This is a genomic window from Streptomyces sp. NPDC034085 (genome assembly GCF_055575555.1).
Map to the genome: position 1 here is coordinate 559,468 of NZ_JBVISL010000003.1, position 14,826 is coordinate 574,293.

At 77.3% G+C, this 14,826-nt stretch carries 12 protein-coding genes; 10 read left to right on the plus strand and 2 right to left on the minus strand.

The window, feature by feature from the left end; translation table 11 throughout:
- Positions 1–312 precede the first annotated feature (312 nt).
- The 3 genes from ACZ501_RS12880 to ACZ501_RS12890 all read left to right on the plus strand — a co-directional run bounded on the left by ACZ501_RS12880 (position 313) and on the right by ACZ501_RS12890 (position 6,188).
- Positions 313–3,276 carry an AfsR/SARP family transcriptional regulator gene (locus ACZ501_RS12880; protein ID WP_468794764.1) on the plus strand — a complete coding sequence of 988 codons (2,964 nt, stop codon included), beginning with the start codon at positions 313–315 and terminating at the stop codon, positions 3,274–3,276.
- A 121-nt stretch (positions 3,277–3,397) separates the two neighbouring features.
- The gene (locus ACZ501_RS12885; RefSeq protein ID WP_468794767.1) at positions 3,398–4,963 is read left to right on the plus strand and encodes an FAD-binding oxidoreductase; all 1,566 of its coding nucleotides are present in this window, start codon (positions 3,398–3,400) and stop codon (positions 4,961–4,963) included.
- Between the two features lie 22 nt (positions 4,964–4,985).
- Positions 4,986–6,188 (plus strand): hypothetical protein, encoded by a 1,203-nt coding sequence (locus tag ACZ501_RS12890; protein ID WP_468794770.1) that lies wholly within the window; start codon positions 4,986–4,988, stop codon positions 6,186–6,188.
- Here ACZ501_RS12890 and ACZ501_RS12895 read toward each other — a convergent pair.
- Positions 6,142–6,537: a hypothetical protein gene (locus ACZ501_RS12895; protein ID WP_468794773.1), complete on the minus strand. Its 396-nt coding sequence runs from the start codon at positions 6,535–6,537 to the stop codon at positions 6,142–6,144. The genes ACZ501_RS12890 and ACZ501_RS12895 overlap by 47 nt on opposite strands.
- A gap of 139 nt (positions 6,538–6,676) precedes the next feature.
- On the opposite strand from ACZ501_RS12895, the gene ACZ501_RS12900 reads away from it, so the two are divergent.
- From ACZ501_RS12900 to ACZ501_RS12925, 6 genes are all read left to right on the plus strand, one after another.
- Positions 6,677–8,062, plus strand: coding sequence for a sensor histidine kinase (locus tag ACZ501_RS12900; protein WP_468794776.1), 1,386 nt, complete (start codon positions 6,677–6,679; stop codon positions 8,060–8,062).
- Positions 8,059–8,739 carry a response regulator gene (locus tag ACZ501_RS12905; RefSeq protein ID WP_468794779.1) on the plus strand — a complete coding sequence of 227 codons (681 nt, stop codon included), beginning with the start codon at positions 8,059–8,061 and terminating at the stop codon, positions 8,737–8,739. Before ACZ501_RS12900 ends, ACZ501_RS12905 begins: the two co-directional genes overlap by 4 nt.
- 59 nt (positions 8,740–8,798) lie before the next feature.
- On the plus strand, positions 8,799–9,974 hold the full coding sequence (gene murG, locus ACZ501_RS12910) for an undecaprenyldiphospho-muramoylpentapeptide beta-N-acetylglucosaminyltransferase (protein ID WP_362463481.1): 1,176 nt from the start codon (positions 8,799–8,801) through the stop codon (positions 9,972–9,974).
- A gap of 162 nt (positions 9,975–10,136) precedes the next feature.
- Positions 10,137–10,658 carry an NUDIX hydrolase gene (locus ACZ501_RS12915; RefSeq protein WP_468794782.1) on the plus strand — a complete coding sequence of 174 codons (522 nt, stop codon included), beginning with the start codon at positions 10,137–10,139 and terminating at the stop codon, positions 10,656–10,658.
- A gap of 177 nt (positions 10,659–10,835) precedes the next feature.
- Positions 10,836–11,879: an alpha/beta hydrolase gene (locus ACZ501_RS12920; protein ID WP_468794785.1), complete on the plus strand. Its 1,044-nt coding sequence runs from the start codon at positions 10,836–10,838 to the stop codon at positions 11,877–11,879.
- Entirely contained in the window at positions 11,876–13,096 is a 1,221-nt protein-coding gene (locus ACZ501_RS12925) for an acyltransferase family protein (RefSeq protein ID WP_468794788.1), read from the plus strand. Before ACZ501_RS12920 ends, ACZ501_RS12925 begins: the two co-directional genes overlap by 4 nt.
- Positions 13,097–13,213: 117 nt before the next feature.
- Here ACZ501_RS12925 and ACZ501_RS12930 read toward each other — a convergent pair whose 3' ends face one another.
- Positions 13,214–13,636 carry a DUF350 domain-containing protein gene (locus ACZ501_RS12930; RefSeq protein WP_361610870.1) on the minus strand — a complete coding sequence of 141 codons (423 nt, stop codon included), beginning with the start codon at positions 13,634–13,636 and terminating at the stop codon, positions 13,214–13,216.
- 105 nt (positions 13,637–13,741) lie between these two features.
- On the opposite strand from ACZ501_RS12930, the gene ACZ501_RS12935 reads away from it, so the two are divergent.
- Positions 13,742–14,826, plus strand: a 1,085-nt coding sequence (locus ACZ501_RS12935; RefSeq protein ID WP_468794791.1) for a GNAT family N-acetyltransferase, incomplete at its 3' end; no start/stop codon positions are given.

Sequence of the window (14,826 nt, forward strand, 5' to 3'; positions counted from 1 at the left end):
ACTCGTCGTCTGCGGATGCCGGGCGTGCCGCCGGGGCCCCGCTTCCCCTGGGGGACGGGAAGGCGGGTGCCGCCGTGCGGACCGCCCGGCGGGGATGAGCCTTCCAGCAGCCGCAAACGAGGCCCTAACGCGCGGCTAACGGATCTTCACGCACCGCCCGGGAGGGCGGCGTTCGCGGCATCCCCCGCCCGGTGCGCGGCTCGCGCGGTGCGGTGGGCGCGGGCCCCCGCCGATTGGCCGGGACCGGCCTCATGAACGGAAATACGCAGACATATGCTCGGGCGGGGGCGAGCCGAGGAAGAGGGGGCACGGATGGAGTTCCGCGTGCTGGGGACGGTCTCCGTGGTGGCGGCGTGCGGAAAGCCCGTGCAGCTCGGCCCCGCCAAGCGGCGCAGCCTGCTGGCCGTGCTCCTGCTGCGGCCCAACGCGGCCGTCGGCGTGGACCGGCTGACCCGGGCGCTGTGGGACGAGGATCCGCCGCGGCACTCGCGCACCGTGCTGCAGGGCCATGTCTCGCGGCTGCGGGCCCTGTTCGCCGAGCACGGCGCGCCGGACCACGGCGTCGAACTCCTCACGCAGGGAACGGCGTACGCGCTGCGGCTGCCGGAGTCCCTGGTGGACGCCCACCGCTTCGGGCAGCTGCACCGGCTCGCCCGGGAACAGCGTGAACCGGCCCGGGCCGTACGGCTGCTGCGGGAGGCGCTCGCCCTGTGGGAGGGGCCCGCGCTGGGCGGGACCGTGGGCGGTCCGCTGCTGGAGGCCGCCGCGCACGGCCTGGACGAGCTGCGGCTGACGGCGGTGGAGGAGCTGGCGGGGGCCCACGCGCTGCTCGGCGAGCACGCCGCGGCCGCGGCCCTGCTGCGGGCGGAGGCGGTGCTGCACCCGCTGCGGGAACCGCTGATCGCGGCGCTGGTGCTGGCCCTGGGCCGGTCGGGCCGGCGGTCGGACGCCCTGGACTGGTACCACCGCACGCGCAGGCTGCTCGCCGACCAGCTCGGCGTCGACCCCGGAGCGGTGCTCTCGGACGCGTACACCGCTCTGTTGCGGGCCGACGCACCCGCGCCGCCCCTCCCGGCGACCGCCGCCACGGCCGTGGGGGTGTCCGCGGCGGCGCCGGGTACGGCCCCCCGGAAGACCGGCACGGAACCCGGGCGGCCGAACCCGGAAGCCGCGGAGCCGGTCCCGGCGCGCGAGCAGTCGCCCCCGCGGGCCGGTCGGACGGCCCCGGCGCCCGGGGAGACGGGACCCGGGGGGACGGCGCACGCGGGGACAGGGCACGCGGGGATGGAGTCCGCGGAGACGGGGCCCGGGGAGATGGAGCCGGTGGAGACGGAGCCGGTGGAGACGGGAGCCGCGGAGACGGGGCACGCGGGGTCGGTGCCGCCCGCGCCGTTCCGCCCCGGGCCTCCTGAGGCGCCGCAGCTCCTGCCCCGCCGGCCGCGCGGCTTCACGGGCCGCACCGGCGAACTCGCGGAGCTCGACCGGGCCGCGGCCGGGGACACCGCCCCGATCCTCATGCTCACGGGGAGCGCCGGCGTCGGGAAGACCGCGCTCGCCCTGCACTGGGCCCACCGGCACCGGGCGGACTTCCCCGGCGGCCGGCTCTTCGCCGACCTCCACGGCTACAGCCCCCTCCCCGCCCGGGACACCGCCTCGGTGCTCCGCGAGTTCCTGCTCGCGCTCGGCGTCCCGACCGAGCGGATGCCGGGCTCCGCCCCGGCCCTCGGCGCCCGCTACCGCGAACTGACCCGCGGACGCCGGATGCTGGTCGTGCTCGACAACGCCCGTGACTCCGCGCAGGTACGCCCCCTGCTGCCGGGCGGCGACGCCTGCGTCACCCTCGTCACCAGCCGCAGCCGGCTCGGCGAACTGGTGGTCTCCGACGCCGCCCGTCCCGTACCGGTGCGCGAACTGCCCGCCGCGCAGTCGACCGAGCTGCTCGCCGCCGTCCTGGGTCCGGACGCGGTCGCGGCCGAACCGGAGGCCGCGGTACGCCTCGCCCGGCTGTGCGACGGCCTGCCCCTCGCCCTGCGGCTGGCCGCCGCCCGGCTCGCCACCCGCCCGCACCGGGGCCTCGCGGCCTTCGCCGGTGAACTCGCCGACGAGCACACGCGGCTGGACCTGCTGAACGTGGGCAGCACCGGCGTCGCCGCCGCGCTCGGCCTCACGGTGCAGCACCTGCCCGAGGCCGCCCGGCGGATGTTCCACCGCCTCGGGCCGCACACCGCGGCCGCGCTCGACGTCCCCACCGCCGCCGCGCTCGCCGGCTGCCTGCCCAGCCAGGCCGCCTCCGCCCTGGACCAGCTGGCCGCCGCCCAGCTGGTCGTCGAGGCGGGCCCGCGGTCCTACGTCCTGCACGACCTGGTGCGCCTGTACGCCCGGAGCCTGTCCCCGGGCCACGACCCGGAGGGGCTGCTGCGGCTCCTCGACCACTGGCTGCGTACCCTCCTCGCGGCCTGCGCCGCCGCCGAGCCGGGCAGCGAACCCTGCTGCGCCCTGCCCGCCGGGGCCCGGCGGGCCGCCCCGGTACGGCCGTTCGCCGGCCGCGCGGACGCCCTGTCCTGGTTCGCCGCCGAACGGGACGCGCTGCGCGGCGCGGTGGAGTCGGCCGTCACCGCCGGGCTGCACGACCGCGCCTGGCGGCTGGTCCTGCTCCAGTGGCCGCTGATCGTGTGGCAGGTCCGCGACGGCTGGGTGCCGCTGCTCGAACGGGCCCTGGCCAGCGCGGAAGCCGACGGTGACCCCGGCGCCCAGTCCCGGACCCGGGCGCTGCTGGGCTGGGTGCTGTCCGAGGAGGGCCGGCCCGGGGAGGCGCTGGCACACCTGGAGCGGGCGCCGGGGCTCGCGGCCGAGGCGGGTGACGCGGCCGGGGAGGCGATCGCCCGCATCAACCTCGCCGTCGCGCTCGCCCGGGCGGGTGAACGCGCACGGACCGGGGAGCTGTTGGCCTCCGCCCTGGACCTGGCCGAGCGGGCGGGCCGCGCCGACACCGTCACCCTGGCCCACCAGCACCTGACGCAGCACCTGCTGTCGGTGGGTGCCCCCGAGGCGGCCGCCGGCCACGCGGTCCGCGGCCTGGCGCTCGCCGCCCCGCCCGCCGCGGCGCCCCGGCGGGTGGTGCTGCGCACCCTGTACGGCGAGGCGCTCGCCGCGACGGGCCGCAGGGGCGAAGCCGCGCGCCAGCTCGACGACGCCGTACGGGAGGCGCGGGCCCACGCGTACCAGGAGGGGGAGAGCGCCGCCCGCGCCGCGCTGGCGGCCCTGGCGAAACGTTGAGCCCCGTGGCCGGTCCCGCCGGGGGCGGGGGCCGGCGCGGCCGTGGGCCGTTCGGGCGGCAACCGGCGCCCGGCGGGCCCGCCTGCGCGGCGATCGGGGCGGGCGGTGGCAGGAAGGGGGGATGAGCCTTCCACGCCGCCGGGTCCTCGCGGGTACGGCCGCCGCCGTGCTCGCCGCCGCCGGGACGGGCGCGCGGGCGGCCGGCGTACGGTCCGGCGGGGCGCGGCGGGACGCGCGTACGGCCGCCGGGGCGGGCCCCGACTTCGCAGCGCTCGCCCGCGCGATGGACGGGCGGCTGGTCCGTGCGGGGGACGCGGACTACGCCGAGGCCCGGCAGCTCTTCCAGTCCCGCTACGACGGCGTCGCGCCCGGCGCCGTGGCCTACCCCGCGCACGCCGGGGACGTCGCCGTGTGCCTCGGCTTCGCCCGCCGCTCCGGCGCCGCGGTGGTGCCGCGCGGCGGCGGCCACAGCTACGGCGGATGGTCCACGGTCGCCGGGGGGCTGGTGGTGGACACCGGGGCGATGGCCGCGGTGACCGTCGAGGGGGACGGCGTACGGGTCGGGGCGGGGGCCCGGCTCGCCGATGTGCACGGGGCCCTCGCGGCGCGGGACCTGGGCGTCCCGGCCGGGCTGTGCCCCTCCGTCGGCATCGCCGGGCTGACCCTCGGCGGCGGGCTGGGGCTGGCCTCGCGGGCGTACGGGACCACCTCCGACCGGCTCCTGGGCGCCCGCGTGGTGACCCCGGACGGGGTGGTCCGCGAGGTGGACGCCGGCCGGGACGCCGATCTGTACTGGGCGCTGCGCGGGGGCGGCGGCGGGAACTTCGGGGTGGTCACCGAGTTCCGGCTGCGCACCCATCCGGTGGGTGACGCCGCCCTCGCCGAACTGCACTGGCCGGCTGCGGACTCCGCGGCGGTGGTACGCGGCTGGCAGCGCTGGCTGGGCGCGCTGCCGGACCCCTTCTGGAGCCAGGTGGAGTTCACCGTGGAGGCCGGCCGGGACGCCGTCCCCGCCGTCCGGGTGGTGTGCCTCGACGGGCGGGCTGAGCTGGAGCGGGAGCTGACCCGGCTGTCCGCCCTGGTGGGCCCGGAGCCGCGGGACGGCGGGATCCGCGTACGGAGCTACGGGGACACCGTGCGGGCGATGGCCGGCTGCGCGGACCGCGGCCCCGCCCGGTGCAGGCTGCCGGGCCGGCTGCCCGGCCGGGATCCGCAGGGCGCGCTCGGCCGGGACTCGTACGCGGCCCGCTCCGACTTCTGGGGCGGCGCCGGGCTGCCGGAGGCCGCGGTGGCCGCGGTGCTGGACGCCGTCGGGCGGTACGGGCGGCAGGCACCCGGGGGCGGCTTCGGGGTGGTGCAGTTCGACGGGGTGTGCGGAGGGGCCGTGAACCGGGTGCCCGCCGCCGGCACCGCCTTCGTGCACCGCGACAGCTCCTTCCTGGCCCAGTACCTCGCGTACTGGCCGGAGTCCGCGACGGCCGCCGAGGTGGCGCGGCACCAGGGCTGGCTCGACGGGCTGTGGCGGGACCTGCGGCCGTGGGCGGGCGGCCGCGCCTACCAGAACTACGCCGATCCGAAGCTCACCGGCTGGCGCGAGGCCTACTACGGCTCCAACCTCCCCCGCCTGGAGGAGGTCAGGCGCACGTACGACCCGGGCCGGCTGTTCCGTTTCCCCCAGGCCGTCTAGACGGTCACGACAGGAGCGAGCGATGCGACGTTTGTTGACGGTGGTGGCGACGGCGGCGGCCGCGGCGGCCGCCGCCCTGGTGCTGCCGGGCGGGGCGCTGCCGGTGGCGGAGGCGGGGCGGGCCGGGGCGGCTGCCGGGCAGTGGTCCGCGCGGGAGGCCGCGGCCTTCTGGACGGAGGACCGCATGGCCTCCGCCCTGCCCGTTCCCGGGCCGCCCGGCCCGGAGCACGTCCCCGACGCGCGGGCGGCCGGTCCGGCGGCACCCCAGCCCGTGCCGGCGTCGGCTCCGTCCCCGGCGGCGGACCCGGCCGCGCCGTCCACTGCGGCCGCACCGGACGCACCGGCTCCACCGGCCGGCCCCGGCGCCGAACCGGCCCTGCCCGACGCACCGGTACCGCCCGGGACCGACCCGGCGGCCGCGCCGGCCGGGCCCGCCCCCGCTGTCCCGGTCGCCCTGCCCGCGCAGCCGGCGCAGCCGGTCGCGGCCGCCCTGCCCGCCACCACCGGCGTCGGGCAGGACTTCGACGGCATCCCGGTCGTCGGCCGCATGTTCGTCATGCAGAGCGGCGGCGCCTACTTCTGCACCGCCAGCGTGGTCTCCTCCCCCAGCCGGGACATGGTGCTCAGCGCCGCGCACTGCCTGCTCGGCACCGACACCCGCCAGGTGGCCTTCGTACCGCAGTACACGCGCGCGAACCCGCGCCCGTACGGGATGTTCCCGGTGCTGCGCGACACCGCCGGGCACGCGAAGGTGTGGATCGCACCCCGCTACCGCACCGACGGGCCCGACCGGGCGGCCACCCTCGACGTGGCCTTCGCCCAGGTCGGGCCGGGCTCCGACGGCCTCCCGGTGGAGGACGTCGTCGGCGGCAACCGGCTCGTCACCGGCGCCACCTTCCACCACGCCAAGGTCACCCTGATCGGCCATCCGGCGGCGGCCTCGCGCCCGCGGATGTGCGTCAACCGGACCACCAAGTTCACGAGCAGGGACGCGAAGAGCCCCGGGTCCTTCCTCAGGATCGACTGCACCGGCTATCCGGGCGGGACCAGCGGCGGCCCCTTCATCGCCCGCTACGACACGGACACGCAGACCGGGGACGTGGTCGGGGTGATCGGCGGCTGGAAGACCGGCGGGCCCACCGCGGACACCTCGTACAGCTCCTACTTCGGCGCGGAGATCAGGAAGCTGTACCAGGCGGCGGTTGCCGGGGCACGGGCGCGGTGACCACCCGAACCCAGCGGGTGCGGCGCGGATTGCCCACCGTACGCGGGGACGCCGGCACCCCGTCGGCGGTCAGCGGGTCGGCCGGGGCGAGCGCGAGCTGACGGCGCAGGTCCGCCAGGGCGGCGTGCACCGGCGCGAGGATCACCTCGGCGCTCGGGTGGATGTGCGCGAGCGCGTGCGCGGTGGTCTCGATGGTCTCGGCGGCGTCCTCGGCGGCGGTCCGGCTCCACCCGCCGGGCCGCCCGCCGCACCAGGGCACGACGGCGTCGTAGAGGTGGCAGGCGGCATCGGCCGCGGCGTCGGCCCGTTCACCGACACCCGGCGCCGCGATGGTCGGCAGCAGCTCCATGCCCGCTCAACGAGCGGGACCCGCCGGGGGAACGAGACGCCCGCGACGGATCCGGCGGGCCACGGCGCGTCCCGGCGGCGGCCGCGGCGCGCCGGTCCCCCGCCCCGGGCGGCAGGCGGGCGCTTAGGCTGGTCCGATCATGAGCCTCAGAGTGCGCAAGCCGGCCCGTGCGGGGAAGACCGGCCCGAGGAACGGAACGGCCGGGGCCGGCGGGCCGGGCCGCCGCCGCGAGCCCGGAGTGTTCGGCCAGCTCGCCGTGGCGCTGCGTACGCCCGCGCGGGCGGGCGAGCCGCTGTTCGCACGGGCGCCCAGGCCGTGGCAGCGGGTACTGCCCTACGCCGTCATGGCCGTGTTCGTGGTGACGCTGCTGCCGGTGACGATCGCGGTGCTGACCGACGACTACGGGATGGGCGGCGGCTGGGCCGGGGCCCTGGCCGTGGCGCAGACCGTGCCGCTGCTGCTGGCGGTGTCCCGGCCGGTGGCGGCCTGGGCGACGGTGCTGCTCGCGGACGTCGCCGCCGCGGTGCTGCTGACCGGAGCCGGCGGGGTGAGCGGGCTGACCTGGCCGTGGCCGCCGACGGTGGTGGTCGGGTACCTGGCGCTGATGGTCTGCCTGGGGCTGCGCGAGCCGGTGCGGACCCTGGTGCAGGTGTGGCTGGTGACCGGCGCGGCGGGGGTGGTGCTCGGCTTCTTCCCGCCCGCCGGGGTGACGAACACCGTCGCCCTGCTGTTCGTGCTGAGCGGGTCCGTGCTGGCGGTGACCGGTGCGCTGCGCGGGCTGGGTGACGCGCGGCAGCGGATCGCCGAGCAGGAGAGCATCAGCGAGGCCGAGCGGGCGCGGCGCACCCTGCTGGAGGAACGCGCGCGGATCGCCCGGGAGTTGCACGACGTGGTGGCGCACCACATGTCGGTGATCACGGTGCAGGCCGACTCCGCGCCCTACCGGCTGCCGGGCATGGCGGAGCCGGTGCGGGAGGAGTTCGCGGCCATCGCGGCCAGTGCGCGTGAGTCGCTGGGCGAGATGCGGCGGCTGCTGACGGTGCTGCGGGGCGACGGTACGAACGGTGCCGACGATGGCGGTGCGGACGGTGAGCGGGCGCCGCAGCCGGGCATCGCGCGGATCCCGCAGCTGGTGGAGGCGACCGTACGGGCCGGGCAGCCGGTGGAGCTGTCCCTGGCGGCGGGGCTGCCCGGGGTGCCGGCGCCCCCGGCCGTGGACCTGTCGGCGTACCGCATCGTGCAGGAGGCGCTGGCGAACGTCGTGCGGCACGCCCCGGGCGCCCGCACCCGCGTGGCGGTGACGTACGCGGCCGGGGACGAGGAGGTGCTGGTCCTGGTGGTCAACGGCCCGGGCCGGGACCCGGTGGTGGAACCGGAGGGCTCCGGTACGGGGCACGGTCTGGTGGGGATGCGCGAACGCGTACGGTTGACCGGCGGGACCCTGGACGCGGGGCCGCTGCCCGAGGGCGGTTTCCGGGTCGCCGCCCGGCTCCCGCTCGACTCCCGGACCGAGGATCCCAGTTGACCATTCGCGTGCTCATCGTCGACGACCAGGCCATGGTGCGGGCCGGCTTCGCCGCGCTGCTGTCGGCGCAGCCCGACATCGACGTGGTGGGCGAGGCCCCCGACGGGCGGGAGGGCGTGCGGGTCTCGCGCACGGTGCACCCCGACGTGGTGCTGATGGACGTACGGATGCCGGAGCTGGACGGGCTGTCGGCGGCCCGCGAGCTGCTGGACCCGCCGCCCGGGGTGACGCACCGGCCGAAGGTGCTGATGCTGACCACCTTCGACATCGACGACTACGTGTACGAGGCGCTGCGCGCGGGCGCCTCCGGGTTCCTGCTGAAGGACGCCCCGCCCGCCGACCTGATCGCGGCGGTCCGCGTGGTCGCTTCCGGCGAGGCGCTGCTGGCGCCGTCGGTGACCCGCCGGCTGATCGCGGACTTCGTGCGCCGGCGGCCGGCGCCGCGCAGGGACCCGGCGCTGCGGCTGAACGGCCTGACCCCGCGCGAGACGGAGGTTCTGGAGCTGATCGCGCGGGGCCTGTCGAACCAGGAGATCGCCGCCGGCCTGGTCGTGGCGGAGCAGACGGTGAAGACGCACATCGGCCGGGTGCTGGCCAAGCTGGACCTCCGCGACCGGGCGCAGGCGGTGGTCTTCGCGTACGAGGCGGGCCTGGTCCGCCCGGGCGACTCGGCCTAGGGCCCACCGCCGGCCGACCCCGCGCCAGGCGGTCCCATCAGGACAGTAGGGTGGGCCGGGTGAACCTTTCTTCCGCGCTTCCACGTTCCTTCCGGCTGCTCGTCACGGGCGGGGGGACCGGTGGACACACCTATCCCGCCCTGACCGCGATCCGTACGTTGCAGGCCCGTCTCGCGGCGGCCGGCGGCACGCTCGACGTGCTGTGGATCGGGACCGCCGACGGCCTGGAGGCACGGGTCGCCCCCGCGGAGGGGATCGCGTTCCGGACCGTCGCCACCGGGAAGATCCGGCGTTCGGCGAACCCGCTGAAGATGCTGTCCGCGGCGAACATGAAGGACATGGCGAAGGTGCCGCTCGGCGTGGCCCAGGCCCGGGCGATCGTGTCCGAGTTCGCGCCCGACGTCGTGCTGGCCACGGGCGGTTACGTCGCGGTGCCGGCCGGGCTGGCGGCGCGTCTGTGCAAGCGTCCGCTGGTGCTGCACGAGCAGACCGTGCGCCTCGGCCTGGCCAACCGGAAGCTGGCCGGGTCGGCGACGCGCATCGCCGTCTCCTCCGAGTCCTCGCTGCCCCTGCTGCCGGCCGAGGTGCGCGACCGCGCGGTCGTCACCGGCAACCCGGTGCGGCCCGAAGTGCTGTCCGGGCACGCGGAGAAGGCGCTGCACGCGCTGAACCTCACCGGGTTCGACCGCCGGCTGCCGACCGTGTACGTCACCGGCGGTGCGCAGGGCGCCCAGCAGATCAACACGGTCGTGCGCGAGGTGCTCCCGTGGCTGCTGGGCCACGCGAACGTGATCCACCAGTGCGGCCCGGCCAACGTCGACGAGCTCCGCTCCGCGGCCGCCGCCCTGGACCCGGTCCTGGCGGGCCGGTACCACGTGACGGGCTTCGTCGGTCCGGAGCTGCCGGACGTGCTGGCGCTGGCCGATGTGGTCATCTCCCGGTCCGGGGCGGGGACGCTGGCGGAGCTGACCGCGCTGGGCAAGCCGGCGGTGTTCGTCCCGCTGGCGACCTCGGCGGGCAACGAGCAGGCCCACAACGCCCAGCACCTGGCCGATGCCGGGGCCGCGCTCGCCCTCCTCGGCGAGGTCACCGCGCACGGCCTCGCGGACGCGGTCGGCCCGCTCCTGACGGACCCCGCCCGCCGGGCGCAGATGGCCGAGCGGGCCCGGGCGTACGGCCGGCCGGACGCCGCCGAGCGTCTGGTGGACGTCCTGCTGGCCGCGGCCGCCGGCTGACCGCAGCCGCGCGGTCCCGGCCGGGACCGCGGAGGCCCGTGACCCGTCCGCCGTGAACCGGACACGGTCACGGGCCCCCGCCGCCACGGCCCACCGCCCCGGACCACGGGCCCGTACGACGGGCCCCTGGCACGGTCCGTGCCCGCGAGGAGGGGACGACGCATGACGGACGACGGTGCCGCCGCGTTCCACCGGATCAAGATCCGTGTCGCCGCCCTGGTCTTCGACGGGCAGGACGTGGCGCTGATCCGGCGGACGAACGACCGCGGCGCGACGCACTACTCCCTGCCCGGCGGCAACGTGGAACCCGCCGAGCCGCTGCCCGACGCCCTGCGACGGGAACTGCGGGAGGAACTCGGCCTGACCCCGGGGGACATCGTCGGAGAGCCGCGCTTCACGTGGCTCCTGGACGCCATGGTGACCCGCCCCGGACCCCCGCCCCCGCGCAAGCTCCACCTCGTCTACCAGGTCCGCCTCGGGCACGGAGCGCGGCGCAGGCTGAAGGCGTTCGAGGACGACGACGCGGTGGGCCGCGGGGAGGTCGTCTGGCTGCCGTACGAACAGACGGGTGGCCTCGCTCTCTTCCCGCCCGTGCCCGTCGCCGCTCTCGGTGCCGACGGATACCTCGAGGGCGGGCCGGCCCTGCTGGCCGCCGTGAACGACACGAATTACCGGTGGATCTGAGCGAGCCGGCATGCCGGGCCCGCAGTTCGCCCCGGTCTCTCTCCTCCACCACCCCCTACCCGGGTATGACATCCGGTTTGGCTCCCCGGTCCGACGTGCGGGCCGGTACCTCCTTCCTACCTTCCTCCTCGTCAGGGACCCGCCGCGGGTGCCGGCACGAGGAGAGGGGGAAGGGGCATGCGCCGCTTCGGGAGGACGATCGTCACGGCCGCGCTGGCGGTGGCCGTCGTCGCGGGGACCGCCGGATGGGCCGTCGGCGACAGCCGGCCGGCCGTCACCGGGCCGTCGCCCGGGAGCGCCGCCTGGCGGGCCGGTTCGGTGGGCGGCCGGCCGCTGCCCGATCCGCGGGCCGCCTCCCCGCGCGAGGTGGCCCGGTTCTTCGCGGGGCTGGACGGCTCGGCGCGCCGGGCGCTGCTGCGGGCGCACCCGCTCGTGGTCGGCAACCTGGAGGGGGCGCCGCTCTCCCTGCGGTACGAGGCCAACCGGACCGCCGTCCTCGCCACGGGTGAGGCCCGCTACGCCTCGCTCGCCGGACCCGGCCGGCAGATCCTGGCCTTCGACCCGCGCGGGCGGGGCCTGGTCGCCGAGGTGTTCGGGGACCTGGAGGAAGCGGCGCACGTCTCCGTGATCGTGCCGGGGTCGGACAACGACGCCGCCGCGCACGACGCCCGCCGTACCCCGCACACGGGCCCGGCGGGGATGGCCCGCGCGCTGCGGGACGCCGTTGGCGGCTCGACCGCCGTCGTGGCGTGGACGGGCTACACCACCCCGGTGGGCGTGGGCCCGGACGCGGCCGGCGGGCGGCTCGCCGAGGCGGGGGCGGCCCGTCTCGCCCGCTTCACCGCCGGCCTGGACGCGGTCGGCGCGCCCGACCCGGTGCTGTTCTGCCACAGCTACGGCTCGGTGGTCTGCGGGCTGGCCGCCCGGCACACCGACGCCACCGACGTCGTCGTCCTCGGCTCCCCCGGGATGCGTGCGGACCGCGCCGCCGCGCTGGGCACCCGCGCCCGCGTCTGGGCGGCCCGCGGACCCTCCGACTGGATCGCGGACGTGCCCCACGTCCGCTTCGCGGGCCTCGGGCACGGGGCCGACCCCGCCTCCCCGGCCTTCGGGGCACGGCCGGTGCCGGCCTCCGACGTACGGGGCCACACCGGCTACTTCGCGCCCGGCACCCGCTCCCTGGCGGCGTTCGCCGCGATCGCGAAAGGGGAGGTCCGATGAGCGCGCTCACGCCGCTGCGGGAGGCGGCGGACCGGATCGACCGGCGGACCCCCGTCCACCGGGACCGGGCCGTCGACGGGCTGCGCGCCCCGGCCCTGCTGGCGGTCCCGACTGGGCACTGGCTGCTCGGCGGGTTCACCCTCGACGCGGAGGGCGGCCTGCACAACGCGAGCCCCCTGTCGGCCTTCGCGGCCCTCGCCCCGGCGAGCTGGGTCCTCCAGATGCTCGGCATCTTCTTCCTGGTCGGGGGCTACGCCTCGGTGCTCTCCTACCACCGCCGCACCGGCTCGACGGGCGCCTGGCTGAAGGGGCGGATGGTCCGGCTGGGGCGCCCGGTGCTCGGGGTGACGGCGGTGTGGGCGCTGGCCGCGCCCGCGCTGTACGCGGCCGGTGTGCCGGAGGCCACCGTGCGGACGGGGGCCACGCTGGTGGTGCAGCCGCTGTGGTTCGTCGGGGTGTACGCGGGGGTGACGGCCCTGACGCCGTACTGCCTGCGGGCGGCGCGCCGGTTCGGCGGATGGGCGGCGGCGCCGCTGCTCGGGGCGGTGGCGGCGGTGGACTTCCTGCGGTACGGGCCGCTCGCGGACTCCGTGCCGTCCTGGCTGTCGGTGCTCAACATCCTGCCGGGCTGGCTGTTCGCGTACCAGCTGGGCGTGGCCTGGGGCGAGCGGCGGATCGGCCGGCGCGGGGCGTGGCTGCTGCTGGCGGGCGGGGCGCTGCTGTTCGCGGCGCTGCTGCTGGTGTTCGGCTACCCGGCGTCGATGGTCGGGGTGCCCGGGGCGGGGCGGACCAATGCGCATCCGCCGTCGCTGCTGGTGCTCGCGCTGGCCGCGGCGCAGTCGGGTGCGGCGATCCTGCTGCGGGAGCGGCTGGCGGGGCTGCTGGCCCGGCCGGCGCTGTGGGCGCCGGTGGTGGTGGTCAACCTGTCCGCGATGACGATCCTGTGCTGGCACCAGACCGCGATGCTGGCGGCGGCCGTGCCGGGGGCCCTCGCGGGCGAGGTGGCCGGGCTGACGACGGCGCCCGACACCCTCGGCTGGATCGCGGCGCGGGCCGCGTGGCTGCCGGTGTTCGCAGTGCTCCTGGTGGGCATCGCGCGGTACGCGCGCCGCTTCGAGGCCGCCCCGGCCCGGGGGCGCGGGGCCCCGGCCGTACGCCGGGCCGTGGCGGGCCTGCTGGCGGCGGGTTTCGCGGCCTTCGCGCTGGGCCTGGCCTAGCCCGTTCCGTCCACGGGGCCGTGACCGCCGCGAAACGGACGAGAGCGCCGCTCCCTTCGGGGAGCGGCGCTCTCGTCTTGGTGTGGCGCTCTCGTCGTGGTGTGGCCGGGCCGCCGGTCAGGCGATGGAGGCCGCCACGATGGCGGCGACGGCGAGGTTGCAGGAGGCGGTGACCCAGACGGCCGGGTGCGGCTCCGGGTCGACGACGATGGCGCCGAGCTTGCCCGGGGTCACCAGGTCCAGCACCAGGAAGGCCACGGCCATCAGGACCAGGCCGAGGACGCCGAAGGCGGCCGTGGACAGCAGGCCCTTGCCGAAGTCCTGGTAGGTCGTCCAGATCGAGGTGAAGACGATGCCGCCGATGCCGAGGAGCGCCGAGCTGAGCAGGAGGGCAGCGTTGCGGTTGCGCTCCTCCCAGATCTGCTTCGGGAGCTTCCCGGGCGTCAGGACGTCCACCAGGACGATGCCGAGGATCAGCAGCACCAGCCCGAGGGCACCGTAGGCGCTCGTACGGCCAAGTCCGTTGACGATGTCGCTCATTAAGAAGCCTGTCTCCGCGTGGGTGGGAAAGGATGGGCCAGGACGTGCCGTGGGGAGGCCGAATCTATCGCACGGCCCTGCCCCGGACCATGGGGAGGTCAGGAAATGGCAAAGGTCAGGGCCGCGAGGGCGGGGGAGGCGGCGGCGCTGACCGCGCTGGTCATGCGGTCGAAGGCGTACTGGGGGTACGACGCGCGGTTCCTCGCCGCCTGCGCGCCGCAGCTGCGCGTGCGGGAGGCGGAGCTGACGGCGCGGCGGATCGTGGTGGCCGAGAACACGCGCGGGGAGGTGCTGGGCGTCGCCTCCCTCGACGACGTCGGGGACGCGGAGGGGAGCGCGGAGGACGGAAAGGAGGGACCGGTGGTACGGCTCGGGCTGCTCTTCGTGGAGCCCGCCGCCATCGGGCTCGGCGTCGGGCGGCTGCTGTACCGGGACGCGGTGCGCCGCGCCGCCGCCCTGGGCCGGCGCAGGCTGCTGATCGACGCCGATCCGCACGCGGCGGGCTTCTACCGCGCGATGGGCGCCGCCGAACCCGCGGGCGCCGCACCGGTGGGGCCGGAGGGACTCGTACGGTTCGAAGTGGCGCCCGCGCCGCTCGCCGGCTGGGCCCGGGCCTGGACGGGCGGGGTCCCGGCGGTGCACGTGGGCAACGTCGCGGAGTTCAACGCCCAGTTCGCCGACGCCTCCCTCGGCCCGGAGCAGCGCGCCGCGCACGACTACGCCTGCCTCGCGGCGTTCTACAGCCCCCGCCCGGCGGCCCTGGTGCTGCCCCGGCCGGTGCCGCGGGGCTGGGTCGCCCTGGTGGGTCGGCAGTTGGGCTGGGACCCCGGGGTCGAGGTGTACGACGGGCTCGTCGAACGGGGCCCGGGCCTGTCGGACGCCGTACGGGCCCGGCCGGCGCTGGCCCGGCGGGTGACGGGGCGCGGGCTGCCCCTCGTACCGTGGGGGCGGACCGAGCCGTACGCGCGGCTCGCGGGCCTGCCGTGGCGGCCGGACGAGCTGCGGTACGAGTCGAAGTCGGCCGCGCACGCCCTGTTCGCCCGGATCCTGGCGGGCGGCGGGCATCCGGGGATCAGGCTCCCCGCGCAGTGGCGGGGGTGTGGAAAAGGAGGGGGGAGCCCCCCACCCCCCGCGTCGGGCCCGGGGGGTGGGAAAAACCCCTTCCCCCCCCCGAACACGGTTCTTGGGGT

Excerpts from the sequence above, each read along its gene's own strand:
- ACZ501_RS12915 (WP_468794782.1), top strand. The coding sequence starts at position 10,137 with ATGACGGACGACGGTGCCGCCGCGTTCCACCGGATCAAGATCCGTGTC.
- ACZ501_RS12930 (WP_361610870.1), bottom strand. The coding sequence starts at position 13,636 with ATGAGCGACATCGTCAACGGACTTGGCCGTACGAGCGCCTACGGTGCC.
- ACZ501_RS12920 (WP_468794785.1), top strand. The coding sequence starts at position 10,836 with ATGCGCCGCTTCGGGAGGACGATCGTCACGGCCGCGCTGGCGGTGGCC.
- ACZ501_RS12880 (WP_468794764.1), top strand. The coding sequence starts at position 313 with ATGGAGTTCCGCGTGCTGGGGACGGTCTCCGTGGTGGCGGCGTGCGGA.
- ACZ501_RS12885 (WP_468794767.1), top strand. The coding sequence starts at position 3,398 with ATGAGCCTTCCACGCCGCCGGGTCCTCGCGGGTACGGCCGCCGCCGTG.
- ACZ501_RS12925 (WP_468794788.1), top strand. The coding sequence starts at position 11,876 with ATGAGCGCGCTCACGCCGCTGCGGGAGGCGGCGGACCGGATCGACCGG.
- ACZ501_RS12890 (WP_468794770.1), top strand. The coding sequence starts at position 4,986 with ATGCGACGTTTGTTGACGGTGGTGGCGACGGCGGCGGCCGCGGCGGCC.
- ACZ501_RS12895 (WP_468794773.1), bottom strand. The coding sequence starts at position 6,537 with ATGGAGCTGCTGCCGACCATCGCGGCGCCGGGTGTCGGTGAACGGGCC.
- ACZ501_RS12900 (WP_468794776.1), top strand. The coding sequence starts at position 6,677 with ATGAGCCTCAGAGTGCGCAAGCCGGCCCGTGCGGGGAAGACCGGCCCG.